This window comes from Actinoplanes sp. CA-030573, assembly GCF_050951115.1.
Taxonomy (GTDB): Bacteria; Actinomycetota; Actinomycetes; order Mycobacteriales; family Micromonosporaceae; genus Actinoplanes.
Genome location: NZ_CP192038.1, coordinates 4,743,510 through 4,755,435 on the forward strand (window position 1 = coordinate 4,743,510; position 11,926 = coordinate 4,755,435).

Consider the following 11,926-nt stretch of genomic DNA (forward strand, 5'->3'; position numbering starts at 1 on the left):
GAGCCTCAGGCGGAGAGGGCGGAGACGAGAGCGTCGACGTAGGCGTTCGCCGAGGCGGGACCGCCGAACATCCAGATGCCGTCCGGGGTGCGCTTGACGTTCTGCGCGGTGACGAACGGCAGCCGCTTCCAGACCGCGTTGTTCTTCAGCGCGTCGGTGAAGTCGCCGCCGTCGGACTTGTTGGCCACGTACAGGAAGGTGCTCTGCGGGTTGGTGATCTTGGTGAGGCCCTCGACGTCGGTCTGGGCCAGGCCGTAGTCCTTGTCGCCGCCGGCCGTCCACTGGTTCCGCAGGCCCAGCTGCGCGGCGATGGCGCCGAAGAACGAGGTCGGCGTGTACATGCGCAGCGAGACCGTGCCGGAGTCGACCCAGCCGTCGGACATGGTGAACGGCGCCCCGGCCTTGCCCGCCCTGGCCAGCGCGTCCTTGCCCGCGGCGACCTTGGCATCGAAGCCGGCCAGCAGCTCGGCGCCCTTGGCCTCGGTGCCGGTGGCCTTGGCCAGGGTGGTCACCGTGCGGCGCATGTAGCCGATCGGGTCGGCCCCGTCCGAGCCGCGCAGGGCCAGCACCGGCACCTTGGCCGCGAGCTGCTTGATCACCGTCTCCTGGAGGTCGGTCGTGGTGACCACCAGGTCGGGGTCGAGCGCGACGATGGCGTCGAGGCTGGGCTCGCCGCGCTGGCCGACGTCCGGGGTGGCGGCGTCGATCGGGGCGCTGGTGTCCCAGACGTTGTAGCCCTTGACGTCGGCCTGGCCGGCCGGCTCGACGCCCAGCGCCACCAGGTTCTCGGTGAGGCCCCACTCGAGCGAGACCACGTTCCTGGCGGGCGCGTCCAGATGCACGGTCCCGCGCTCGTCGGTGAGGTCGACCGGTCCGGAAGGTGCCGGCGAGCCGGGAGCGGCGGCCGGGCCGGCCGGGTCCTCGGTGGTGCCGCAGGCCGCGACGAGGAGCGCGGTGAGCGCGGCCGCCGAGGTGGCGAACGCGCGACGGGTGAGAGCCATGCGGAGGGAACCTTTCGTCATCGGAGAACGGCCCGGGCGTGGTGCCGGCCGAGGGGGCGGGTGCGGACGTGGCCGCCGGCGTCGACCGCGACGTCGATGCGCAGGCCGTAGATCTCGGTGAGCAGCTCGGCGGTGAGCACGTCGGCCGGTCGCCCGGCCGCCCGGACCACGCCGCGGTGCAGCAGCACCAGCTCGTCGGCGACGGCGGCGGCCTGGTCGAGGTCGTGCAGCACCACGCCGACCGCGACGCCGTGCTCGTCGGCGAGGTCGCGGACGATGTCCAGGGTCTCGATCTGATAGCGCAGGTCGAGGAACGTGGTCGGCTCGTCGAGCAGGACGACGCCGGTGTCCTGGGCGAGGCAGGTGGCGAGCCAGACCCGCTGCAGCTCGCCGCCGGACAGCTCGTCGACGGCCCGGCCGGCCATGCCGTCCACACCGGTCAGCCGCATCGCGCGCTCGACCACGGCCGGACCGTCCGGGTCGCCGGCGCCGAAACGCGACCGGTACGGGTGCCGGCCGTAGGCGACGACGTCCCGCACCCGTACGCCGCCGGGGGTCGGCCGCGACTGGGTCAGCAGGGTGACCCGCCGCGCGAAGTCCCGGGGCCGCAGCGCCAGCGCGTCGTCGCCGTCGAGCGTGACCGAGCCGCCCTGGGGCGCGTGCAGCCGGGCGAGCGAGCGCAGCAGGGTCGACTTGCCCGAGCCGTTCGGCCCGATCAGCGCCACGACCCGGCCCGCGCGCAGCTCGATGCCGGCGCCGTGCACGACCGTGCGGCCGTCGTAGGCGAGCGTCAGATCGGCGCCGGTGAGCGCCACCTCGCTTGTCATGAGGTGAGGCTAACCTAACTTGTTCTTGCGGGACAGGCGGGTCCCCCGCGGTGAGCCCGGTCACGTCGCCGCGCTGCGCCGGCTAAGCGGACGGCCGGCGGACACAACGCGGCCGATACCATCGCCCGGGACTTACGGCGCGATCGAGGGAGTGGGCCAGCGTTGATCTCGCACGTCACCACCGCGAGGGCGCGGGATCGGCGGTACGTCGAGCAGGTCACCGATCTGGTCAACGTGGTCTATGCGGCGGCCGAGGAGGGCCTGTGGATCGCCGGCACCGACCGGGTCGGCGCCGCCGAGATCGCCGGCTACGTCGCGGCCGGCGAGCTGATCGAGGCCCGCGACGGCGGCGAGCTGCTCGGGGTCGCGCGGGTCCGGCGCCTGGCCACCGGCGAGGGCGAGCTCGGCATGCTGGTGGCGGACCCCGGGCAGCGCGGCCGGGGGATCGGGCGCGGGCTCATCGCGTACGGGGAGAAGTGGGCCGTTGATCGGGGTTTGCGGACCATGCAGCTGGAACTTCTCCTGCCGCGGGAGTGGACGCACCCGGTGAAGCAGTTCCTCCACGAGTGGTACACCCGGCTCGGCTACCGCGTCGTGCGGCGGGGCGACCTGGCCGACGACTACCCGGCGCTGGTGCCGAGGCTGGCCACGCCGTGCGACTTCCTCATCTTCCACAAGCCGCTCGGACCCGCGTGACCGGTCAGCCGAGCGCCTCGGCGACGCCGCCGCGGGACTCCAGCGCGCGGGCCGGGGTGCGCAGCCGCAGCCAGGACAGCCAGCCCAGGGCCACGATGAAGCCGAAGCTGATCACGCGGTAGAGGACGACGGCGGCGACCGCGGGCGCGGCGCCGACGCCGCCCGCGACCAGGCCCAGGATCAGGGCGCTGTCGATGATGCCGAGCCCGCCGGGGACGATCGTGATCGTGCCGGCCGCCATCGCGGCGCAGAAGGCGAGCAGCACCACGGTCAGCGCGGCCGGGCGCTCGCCCACCGCGCGGAAGCACAGCCACAGGCAGAGCGCGTCCAGCGTCCAGTTGAGCAGGGCCAGCCCGGCGGCGGCGACCGCGTGGCCGGCGCTCAGCCGGGCCGCGCGCAGCTGGGCCAGGAACGCCGGGATGCGGTCCCGGCCGTCGGTCGCCGGGCGACGGCGGAGGCGGTTGAACAGCGCCAGGGCCGGGCGGAAGATCGCCGGGTGGCGCGACACGTGGCGCACGGCCAGAACCAGCGCGACCGCACCGCCCAGCAGCCACGCCAGGTGATGCCACTCGGCCGCGCCGCCGGCCGCGACCGCGCTCGCCAGGGTGAGCGCGGCCAGGGCGCACGCGGAGAGGATGCCGCTGAGCGCGATGGCCCACGAGGCGACCGCGGGCGAGGCGCCGAGGCGACGCATCTGCTGGAAGTTGAAGCGGGTCGAGAAGGCGGGACCGCCGGGCAGCGTGGCGCTCAGCGAGTGCGCGGCGTAGGCCAGCTTGAGGTGCTCGACGATCGAGGCGCGCACGCCGGCCGACCGCAGCAGGTGGCGCTGCATCCGGGCGTACGCGTTCATGGCGCCCAGCTCGACGCCGGTCGCCAGCACCAGCCACCCGGGATGCGGCGTCCGCAGCTGACGCAGCGCGCCGGCCAGCGCCGGCCAGCCGAGGACGAGCTCGACCGCGAGCAGGAGCAGGAGCGCTCCGATCGCCACGCCGCGCAGTCGCCGTTTCACCCTTCGAGCATCGACTAAACTTTCTCGCGGGGCAAGTTTTCGCGGTGAGAACGCCGTCACGTCGGGCGCGTTGCGTTTTGCGGCACGTAGCCTGCCGGAATCGGCAATCCGTTATGCCCGTTTAACGGAGCCGCAACATTGACCCCAATGCAGAATGCATTCTACATTGTGGGCTCGATCACATGGAGATCGCTCGAGCCTCTCCCTCCGCGACACCCCATCGCTCGCAGGAGGCCCCCATGACCACCATCGAGACCCGCACCGTTCCGCCGCGCGTGGACGCCGTCATCGTCGGCGCCGGTTTCTCCGGCATGTACCTGCTGCACAAGCTGCGCGAGCAGAACCTCACCGCCGTCGTCTTCGAGGCCGGCGCCGGCGTCGGCGGCACCTGGTACTGGAACCGCTACCCGGGCGCCCGGGTCGACGTCGAGAGCCTGGCCTACTCGTACTCGTTCTCCGAGGACCTCGAGCAGGAGTACCCCTGGCGGGAGCGCTACCCGACGCAGCCGGAGATCCTCAAGTACGCCAACCACGTCGCCGACCGCTTCGACCTGCGCCGCGACATCGTGTTCCGGACCCGCGTCACCGGGGCGGGCTGGGACGACGACAGCCGTACGTGGCTGGTCCGCACCGAGCACGAGGACGCGGTGACGGCCCGGTTCCTCATCATGGCCACCGGCTGCCTCTCCACCCCGAAGCTGCCCGAGATCCCCGGCATCGAGACGTTCAAGGGCGCGTCCTACCAGACCTCGCGCTGGCCGCACGAGGACGTCGACTTCACCGGCAAGCGGGTCGGCATCATCGGCACCGGCTCGTCCGGCGTGCAGTCCATCCCGGTCATCGCCGAGCAGGCCGCCGACCTGACCGTCTTCCAGCGCACGCCGTCGTTCTCGCTGCCGGCCCGCAACCGGCCGCTGCGCCCGGACGAGATCGCCGACATGCGGGCGACCTATCGCGCGTACCGGAAAGCCCAGCGGGAGTCCTCGGGCGGCGTGCCGGTGGTGGTGCCGACGAAGTCGGCCCTGGAAGTGTCCGACGAGGAGCGCGACGCCGCGTTCGAGCAGGCCTGGGAGAGCGGCAGCCTGGTGAACCTGCTCTCCACGTTCACCGACTTCGCGATCAGCCAGGAGGCGAACGACACCTGCAGGAACTGGATCCACGGCAAGATCCGCGAGATCGTCCGGGACCCGCGGACGGCCGCGGACCTGTGTCCGGAGTACCCGGTCGGCACCAAGCGGCCCTGTCTCGACACCAACTACTACGAGACCTACAACCGGCCGAACGTGCACCTGGTCAGCCTGCGGCGCACCCCGCTGGTCGAGGTCACCGAGAAGGGCATCCGGACCAGCGAGCGGGAGTACGAGTTCGACGCGATCGTCTACGCGACCGGCTTCGACGCCATGACCGGGGCGCTGACCGGCGTCGACATCCGTGGCCGGGACGGGTTGTCGCTGAAGGAGACGTGGAGTGCCGGCCCGCGTACCTATCTCGGGATCGGATCCTCGGGTTTCCCGAACCTGTTCATGATCACCGGACCCGGCAGCCCGTCCGTGCTGTCGAACATGATCGTCTCGATCGAGCAGCACGTGGAATGGGTGGCCGGCGCCATCGCCCACCTCGACCGTGAGGGCCTGCGCGCCATCGAGGCCACCCCCGAGGCCCAGGACGCCTGGGTCGCGCACGTCAACGAGCTCGCCGGCTACACCCTCTATCCCAAGGCCAACTCCTGGTACATGGGCACGAACGTGCCCGGCAAGACCCGCGTCTTCATGCCGTACGTGGGCGGGGTCGGCGAGTACCGCAAGAAGTGCGACGACGTGGCCGCCCGCGGCTACGAGGGCTTTTCACTGATCGCCTGACCCCGGAAGGAGAAGTCGATGTCCCGTCTTGACCTGATCGACCCCGAGCTGCGTCCGCCCCTGGAGGCGCTGCTCGACGCCCTGCCCGGCGGCTTCAACGCCGTGCCCGACATCGTCCAGCGGCGCGCCGCCATCGAGGCGATGAACGCCGGCGTCGAGATCCCCGACAATCCGAACGTCGCCAAGGAGGACCGCACCGTCCCCGGCCCGGACGGCGAGCCCGACATCACCGTCCGCATCTACCGCCCGGTCAGCGCCACCGGCACCTGCCCCGGCATCTACTTCATCCACGGCGGCGGCATGATCCTCGGCAGCGTGGCCGGTGAGGACCCGACCGCCACCCTGCTCTGCGACCGGCTCGGCGCGATCGTGGTGTCGGTCGAGTACCGGCTCTCGCCCGAGCACCCGCACCCGGCGCCGGTCGAGGACTGCTACGCCGGCCTGGTCTGGATGGCCAAGAACGCGGCCGAGCTCGGCTTCGACCCCGAGCGGCTGGCCGTCTACGGCGCCAGCGCCGGCGGCGGCCTCACCATCGCGGTCGCGCTGCTGGCCCGCGACCGCGGCGGCCCGGCCCTGCGGTTCATGATGCCGATCTATCCGATGATCGACGACACCAACACCACCGACTCGAGCCGGGAGATCGACGACATCGGCATCTGGGACCGGGCCGGCAACATCGAGGCCTGGTCGTGGTACCTGGGCGGCAAGGAGGCCGACCAGTACGCGGCGCCCGCCCGCGCCACCGACCTGTCCGGGCTGCCGCCGGCGTTCATCGACGTCGGCACGGTCGATCTCTTCCGGGACGAGGACATCGCGTTCGCCCAGCGGCTGATGGCCGCCGGCGTCCCGACCGAGCTGCACATCCACCCCGGCAGCTACCACGCCGCCGAGACGTTCGCCCCCGACGCCGCGCTCTCCCGGCGGATCTGGGCGTCCCGCCTGGACGCCTTGACGCGGGCTCTGTCCCGGTAACCGATATACAGTGGACGGCGTTCAGCGGGAGACGAGATGACCGACGACGACCTCGAACTGCTGCGCTCCCCGGGCGTGCCCGATCGGGGCGCCGACGGGCCCGGCACGATCCTGGTCGGTGTCGACGGCTCTCCGACCTCGCTGCACGCCGCCGCCTACGCCGCCGGGCTCGCCCGCCGGCAGCGCTCCCGGCTGGTGGCCGTCTACGTGCGCACGGCGGCGAGCTTCGTGCTGCCGGTGGCCGACGCCGGTGCCGCGTGACCAGCGTCAACGACGCGCAGGACGCGGTCGAGCGGGAGCTGCGCACGGCCATCGAGCAGCGGGTGGCCCCGCTCGACGTGGACGTGCGGCTGGTGGTGCGCACCGGCGACCCGTACGCGGAGCTGCTCGACGTGGCCCGCCAGGTGCACGCCGACGCGGTGATCGTCGGCCGCTCCACCAAGATCCTGCACCGGATCGCCGGCTCGCTGGCCACCCGGCTGGTGCGCTGCGGCCGCTGGCCGGTCACCGTGGTGCCGTAGCCGCCCGGTCGTCGCGGCTCAGGCCGAGGGCCTTGCGGAAGAAAGGAGCTCGGGTGCCGGCTGCTCGACGACTCCCGCCTCGATCAGCGCGTCGATCCGGTCCTCCGGCAGCCCGAGCACCCGGGCGAGCACATCGCGGGAGTGCTCGCCGGCCAGCGGCGCCGGGCCGAGCTCGGGGTCCGGGACGTTCGCGAAGACGGCCGGCCCGTTCTCGGCCGGCATCGGCCGGGCGATCCGCGGATGGCGCATGGTGCGGAAGAAGCGGCGCTCCGCGAGATGCGGGTCGTCGAGCAGCTCGGGCACCCGCTGCATCATCGCGGCGGGCACGCCGGCCGCCTGCAGCTCGGCCATCGCCCGGCGCGGCGGGCGCGCCGACGTCCACGCCGCGATCAGCTCATCCCGGCGACCGGTGTTCTCGAGATCATTTCCCAGTACGGCCGAGAGCCGCCGCCAATCGTCCTGGTCGCGCGGGTCGACGACGCACCACTCGTCGTCCCCGGCGCACGGGTAGATGCCCCCGGTCGTCGTCCGCCCGGCGGCCAGCTGGCTCAGGATCACCTCGGCCTGGGCGACGCTGACCGTGCCGCCGCGCCCGGTGCGCCGCCGCTCGACCAGCTTGGCCAGGATCGCCACCGCCTCGACCCGGGCCGCGACATGGTCGGGATAGATCGTCGACGCGTCGCTGAAGCTGTCCTCGTCGTCCGGGTAGCGCCACATGCCGCTGAGCCCGGCCGAGGCGCGCACGAGCGGGCCGTACCCGAGTCGCCTGCTCCACGGCCCGGTCGGCCCGAAGGCGCTCGACTCGGCGACGACAATGCCCGGGTTGATCGCGGCGAGCCGGTCGTAGCCGAGACCGAGCGACTCCATCGTGCCCGGCTTGAAGTTCGACACCACCACGTCCGACTTCGCCACCAGCTTCTCGAAGATCCCGAGCCCTTCCGGCGTACGGAGATCGAGGCCGAGCCCCAGCTTGTTGCGATGCCCGTAGGCGAAGGACGCACTGATCGGCGACCCGTCGAACGTCTGCCGGCTGCCGTCGGGGAAGGCCCTGTTCTCGACCTTGATGACCTCGGCGCCCATGTCGGCGAAGAGCCGGCCCAGCTCCGCGCCGACGACGATGACGCCGAGGTCGAGAACGCGCAGCCCGTCCAGCGGCCGCCGCCGCGTCCGCGTGGTTTCCTCCTTGCGCGCGGACTCCTCCTCGGCCGGGAGCGACGCGAGCACCTCGTCGGTGTGCTCGCCGATCGCCGGGGCCGCGAGGCGGATTCCGGCCCGGCGACCGTCGATCTCCACGCAGCCGTTCGGCATCACCACGCCGAGCACCTCGGCGAAGGCCTCGCGCGCGACGAAGTGGTCGGCGGCGCGCACCTCGGCGGACGAGAGCAGGGCGGCGGTCGGCACGCCGAAGGCCTGGCCCTGCGCGACGATCTCCTCGCGCGTGCGGCCGGCGAAGAGCCGCCCGATCGCCGGATAGATCTTCCCGGTCGCGGCGAACCGCGTGCCGAGGTTGTTCAGCGCCGGGTCGGCGAACTCCGCGGGCCGGCCCAGCCACGCGAACATCCCCTGCCACTGGCGCGGCGCGAGCACGCAGATGCGCACCCAGCCGTCGGCGCAGCGGAAGATCGGGTAGAGGTGCCGGGCGTCGGGCCGCCCGCGCGGCCCGTCGGCGGCCGGGACCCCGCCGGTGGCGCTGCCGCCGATGCCGAAGCCGGGGTCGAGCACCTGCGCGGTGGCCTCGTAGACGGAGACGTCGACCAGGTCGCCGCCGCCGGCGAAGTACGCGACCAGGGCCGCCCACGCCGCCTGGACGGCCGCCGACTCGTACGCCATCGAGCCGGGCGGCATCAGCGGCTCGCGCCCGGGCAGCCCCGACCGGGCGAGCACGCCGCCGAGGGCCAGGTGCGTCGACTCGGTCGCCTGCCAGTCCCGGTAGGGCCCGGTCAGCCCGTAGTCGGTGACGGCCACGACGACCAGCGCCGGGTGCGCCTCGCGGAGGGCCGCGAGGTCGTCGGCGGCGTTGGTCACCAGGATGCCGGCGGTGCCGAGCAGGCGCCGCAGGCCCACGTCGTCCACCACCACGGCCCGCTTGTTGACGTTGTGGGTCGCGTGCCGGGCCGCATGCCGGCGCGACGCGGCGCCCTCGGCCGGCTCCACCCGGATCACGTCGGCGCCGAGGTCGGCGAGCAGGCGGGCGGTGGTCTCGCCGGGGCCGTCGGTGCGGTCGACGACGCGAACTCCGGAAAGGGGAAGCTGAGCGTCCATGCGACCCACCATCGCCCGCGCGGCCGGGGCCGTAAATCGCTGTTTCGCGCACGTTACGTGCCGCCCGCCGCAATGCGTCACGGTACTTCCTTGCCGGTGATCGTTCAGTAACGTCAGACTGGACGGCATGGACATCGCGCAGCTGCGTTGCTTCCTCGCGGTCGCCGAGGAGCTGCACTTCGGCCGCGCGGCCGAGCGGCTGCACATGACCGCCTCCCCGGTCAGCCGGATCGTCAAGGAGCTCGAGCGCGAGCTGGGCACCGACCTGTTCGTCCGCGGCTACCACCGGATCCAGCTGACGCCGGCCGGCCGCGAGCTGGCCCGCCGGGTGCCGCCGCTGCTGGCCGAGTTCGACCGGCTGCGCAGCGAGGTCCAGCTGGTCGCGGCGGGGGAGGAGCGCGTGGTGCGGCTGGGCGGCTCGCACCTGTCCCCGCCCGGCATCCTCGACGCGGTCGTGGAGTGCGCCGAGAAGGGCAATCCCGGCCGCGAGGTCGACGTGGCCCTGGCGCCGTCGGCCGAGCTGCTGCCCCGTCTCGAGCGCGGCGAGCTGGACGCCGCCGTCGTGCACCTGCCGGTGGCCGAGCCCGCGATGATGTCGATCGGCCTGGCCTCGTACCACTTCATGGTCGCCATGCGCCACGACGACCCGCTCGCCGGCCGCCCGGCGCTGTCGCTGACCGACCTGGTCGACCGCACGATCGTCACCTACCCGCTGACCCTGCAGCCGCTGGCCATGCAGGGCCTGCGCGACGACCTCGTCCGCCGCGGCCTGCGGCATTTCCGGCTGCTGGCCGGCGCCGACGCGGCCATGCTGGCCGGCCACGTCCGCCGCACCGGCGAGCTGACCTTCACGCTGTCGCCCGAGACCGGCGGCTCGGCCCGCATCTTCGACGATCCGGCGTTCGCGCTGGTGCCGCTGGTCGACGCTCCCCGCTTCCGGCTCGGCCTGGTCTGGCTGGCCGGCCGCGACGCCGACCGCGTGGTGCGCGGCGTCGTCGCGGCCGTCCGCGAGCGCTGGTCCCGGGGAGAGATCGAGGTCTAGCGCGGCCCGCGGCGTCGGACCGCCGGCGGCAGGCGCCGGTGGTGCCGGCGCTACCGATGCCAGCGCAGCGGCGCCTCCCCGTCGGCCCGGACCGCGCCGGCCGCGGCGAGATGATGCAGGTGGGCGAGGGTCTCGGCGAGCGCCATCCGCCGCATCATGCCGTGCAGCGCGTCCCATCCGCGCGACCAGGTGAGCCGGGAGGCCACCTCCCACGCGGTGGCCGGCGCGGCGAGCACGCCCAGGATCTCACGGCCGCGGTCCTCGTGGTGCCGGGCCAGCTCGGCGGCCCGGTCGCCGATGCCGCGGAACCGGTACTCGTGCGCGGGCAGCGCCTCGTCGGCGTCGAACTTGGCCGCGGCCTCCAGGGAGCCGAGATAGTCGCCGAGCGGGTCGCCGCCGGCGCCGGAGTGCACGCCGATGTTCGGGCTGATCCGCGGCAGCAGGTGGTCGCCGGTGAGCAGGATCCCGGCCCCGGCGTCGTGCAGGCACAGGTGACCGGGGGTGTGCCCGGGCGTCCAGACCGCCCGCACCTCGTGCCCGGCCAGCGGCAGCAGGTCGCCGTCCTCGATCGCCCGGTCCGGCTCGGCCATGCCCAGGATGTCGCTGATCCGCGCCGGGTCGATCACCAGCCGGCCGGCCTCCTCCGGCGGCGTGCCGTGCCGCCGCAGCCAGGCGCGGTCGTGGTCGGGCCGGCGGTCGCGCCAGACCCGGCCGGGCAGCGTACGCGCCTCGACCGGGTGCATGCCGACCCAGGCCCCGGACTCCGCCCGCAACCAGCCGCTGAGCCCGTGGTGGTCGGGATGCACGTGGGTGACCACGACGCCGGCCACGTCGGCGAGCGCGGCGCCGGCCCGGGACAGTCCCGCGGTGAGCGCCGCGCGGCCCTCGGCCGTGTCCCAGCCCGGGTCGACGACCAGCACGCCGGCGTCGTCGAGGAACGCGTAGCTCAGCGTGTAGCGCAGCGGGTTGTGCGGGATCGGCACCGGGATCGACCACACGCCCGGCCGGACCTGCTCCACCGGCGGGAGGACCCGCTCCTGCCAGGCCGAGCGCTGCGCCGTTCCGGTGACGATCATGCGCTGACCGGCTGGAGCAGGAAGCCGACCAGGCGCCGGGCGTAACCGGCCTTGTCGTTCACGAGCGCGTCGCGCCGGCCGGCCGGCGTGGTCAGCGCGTGCATCATCGCGCCGCCGACCAGCGTGTCGAGCAGCAGGGTGACCGGCGTGGTGGCGGGCAGCTCGCCGCGGTCGATGCCCCGGCGCACGATCGCCCGGGCGGCGCGGACCTGCGACGTACGCATCGCCTCGTAGTGCTCGGCCACGCCCGGAATCGAGGCCGCCTCCAGGTGGAGCCGCATCGCCGCCCGGCTCGCCGGACCGAGGTAGAGATCGAGCATCTGGGTCGCCAGCTCGACCAGGTCGCCGTGCAACGTGCCGGTGTCGACGTCGCTGACCTGCAACAGGCCCACCGTGAGCGCGTCGGTCAGCAGCGCCTCCTTGCCGCTCCACCGCAGGTAGAGCGACGCCTTCCCGACGCCCGCCCGCCGCGCCACCGCCTCCATCGCGAACCCGGCCCAGCCGGCCTCGCCGAAGACGTCCAGGGCGGCTCGGGCGATGCGGCGGTCCACCTCCGGGTCCCGGGGCCGGCCGGGCGCCGGCATCGCACCACTCATCGGGCCATCCTCCGCGCTATTGCTGAACGGTTTCCGTCAGGATACAGTCCGCATAAGTGAACGGG

12 protein-coding genes are annotated in these 11,926 nt (G+C 73.5%); 6 read left to right on the forward strand and 6 right to left on the reverse strand.

The genetic code is table 11. From position 1 onward, the window contains the following. Positions 1-5: 5 nt before the first annotated feature. Positions 6-1,001, reverse strand: coding sequence for an ABC transporter substrate-binding protein (locus tag ACQP2F_RS22000; protein ID WP_433306888.1), 996 nt, complete (start codon positions 999-1,001; stop codon positions 6-8). Positions 1,002-1,018: 17 nt separating this feature from the next. Then, entirely contained in the window at positions 1,019-1,828 is an 810-nt protein-coding gene (locus ACQP2F_RS22005) for an ABC transporter ATP-binding protein (RefSeq protein ID WP_433306889.1), read from the reverse strand. A gap of 162 nt (positions 1,829-1,990) precedes the next feature. Here ACQP2F_RS22005 and ACQP2F_RS22010 point away from each other — a divergent pair, with 162 nt between their 5' ends. Next, positions 1,991-2,524, forward strand: a complete 534-nt coding sequence (locus ACQP2F_RS22010) for a GNAT family N-acetyltransferase (RefSeq protein ID WP_433306891.1) — start codon at positions 1,991-1,993, stop codon at positions 2,522-2,524. 4 nt (positions 2,525-2,528) lie between these two features. On the opposite strand, the gene ACQP2F_RS22015 is transcribed toward ACQP2F_RS22010, so the two are convergent. Next, a complete protein-coding gene (locus ACQP2F_RS22015; protein WP_433306892.1) occupies positions 2,529-3,533 on the reverse strand; it encodes a lysylphosphatidylglycerol synthase transmembrane domain-containing protein in 1,005 nt (334 codons plus the stop codon). Between the two features lie 239 nt (positions 3,534-3,772). Here ACQP2F_RS22015 and ACQP2F_RS22020 point away from each other — a divergent pair, with 239 nt between their 5' ends. Genes ACQP2F_RS22020 through ACQP2F_RS22035 form a run of 4 tightly spaced genes read left to right on the forward strand, consistent with a single transcriptional unit; the run spans position 3,773 to position 6,885 of the window. Further along, positions 3,773-5,392, forward strand: coding sequence for a flavin-containing monooxygenase (locus tag ACQP2F_RS22020; protein ID WP_433306893.1), 1,620 nt, complete (start codon positions 3,773-3,775; stop codon positions 5,390-5,392). Positions 5,393-5,410: 18 nt separating this feature from the next. Then, positions 5,411-6,364 carry an alpha/beta hydrolase gene (locus ACQP2F_RS22025; protein ID WP_433306895.1) on the forward strand — a complete coding sequence of 318 codons (954 nt, stop codon included), beginning with the start codon at positions 5,411-5,413 and terminating at the stop codon, positions 6,362-6,364. Positions 6,365-6,400: 36 nt separating this feature from the next. Continuing rightward, entirely contained in the window at positions 6,401-6,625 is a 225-nt protein-coding gene (locus tag ACQP2F_RS22030; protein ID WP_433306897.1) for a universal stress protein, read from the forward strand. After that, entirely contained in the window at positions 6,622-6,885 is a 264-nt protein-coding gene (locus tag ACQP2F_RS22035) for a universal stress protein (RefSeq protein ID WP_433306899.1), read from the forward strand. Before ACQP2F_RS22030 ends, ACQP2F_RS22035 begins: the two co-directional genes overlap by 4 nt. A gap of 18 nt (positions 6,886-6,903) precedes the next feature. Here ACQP2F_RS22035 and ACQP2F_RS22040 read toward each other — a convergent pair whose 3' ends face one another. After that, positions 6,904-9,147, reverse strand: coding sequence for a CoA transferase (locus tag ACQP2F_RS22040; protein ID WP_433306901.1), 2,244 nt, complete (start codon positions 9,145-9,147; stop codon positions 6,904-6,906). A gap of 127 nt (positions 9,148-9,274) precedes the next feature. Between ACQP2F_RS22040 and ACQP2F_RS22045 the strand changes: the two genes are divergently transcribed. Continuing rightward, entirely contained in the window at positions 9,275-10,189 is a 915-nt protein-coding gene (locus ACQP2F_RS22045; protein ID WP_433306902.1) for a LysR family transcriptional regulator, read from the forward strand. Between the two features lie 50 nt (positions 10,190-10,239). On the opposite strand, the gene ACQP2F_RS22050 is transcribed toward ACQP2F_RS22045, so the two are convergent. Both ACQP2F_RS22050 and ACQP2F_RS22055 read right to left on the reverse strand, forming a co-directional pair. Next, on the reverse strand, positions 10,240-11,265 hold the full coding sequence (locus tag ACQP2F_RS22050; RefSeq protein ID WP_433306904.1) for an MBL fold metallo-hydrolase: 1,026 nt from the start codon (positions 11,263-11,265) through the stop codon (positions 10,240-10,242). Then, positions 11,262-11,861: a TetR/AcrR family transcriptional regulator gene (locus ACQP2F_RS22055; protein WP_433306906.1), complete on the reverse strand. Its 600-nt coding sequence runs from the start codon at positions 11,859-11,861 to the stop codon at positions 11,262-11,264. The genes ACQP2F_RS22050 and ACQP2F_RS22055 overlap by 4 nt, the downstream gene beginning before the upstream one ends. Positions 11,862-11,926: the final 65 nt, after the last annotated feature.

Excerpts from the sequence above, each read along its gene's own strand:
- ACQP2F_RS22000 (WP_433306888.1), bottom strand. The coding sequence starts at position 1,001 with ATGGCTCTCACCCGTCGCGCGTTCGCCACCTCGGCGGCCGCGCTCACC.
- ACQP2F_RS22045 (WP_433306902.1), top strand. The coding sequence starts at position 9,275 with ATGGACATCGCGCAGCTGCGTTGCTTCCTCGCGGTCGCCGAGGAGCTG.
- ACQP2F_RS22055 (WP_433306906.1), bottom strand. The coding sequence starts at position 11,861 with ATGAGTGGTGCGATGCCGGCGCCCGGCCGGCCCCGGGACCCGGAGGTG.
- ACQP2F_RS22050 (WP_433306904.1), bottom strand. The coding sequence starts at position 11,265 with ATGATCGTCACCGGAACGGCGCAGCGCTCGGCCTGGCAGGAGCGGGTC.
- ACQP2F_RS22005 (WP_433306889.1), bottom strand. The coding sequence starts at position 1,828 with ATGACAAGCGAGGTGGCGCTCACCGGCGCCGATCTGACGCTCGCCTAC.
- ACQP2F_RS22025 (WP_433306895.1), top strand. The coding sequence starts at position 5,411 with ATGTCCCGTCTTGACCTGATCGACCCCGAGCTGCGTCCGCCCCTGGAG.
- ACQP2F_RS22030 (WP_433306897.1), top strand. The coding sequence starts at position 6,401 with ATGACCGACGACGACCTCGAACTGCTGCGCTCCCCGGGCGTGCCCGAT.
- ACQP2F_RS22040 (WP_433306901.1), bottom strand. The coding sequence starts at position 9,147 with ATGGACGCTCAGCTTCCCCTTTCCGGAGTTCGCGTCGTCGACCGCACC.
- ACQP2F_RS22020 (WP_433306893.1), top strand. The coding sequence starts at position 3,773 with ATGACCACCATCGAGACCCGCACCGTTCCGCCGCGCGTGGACGCCGTC.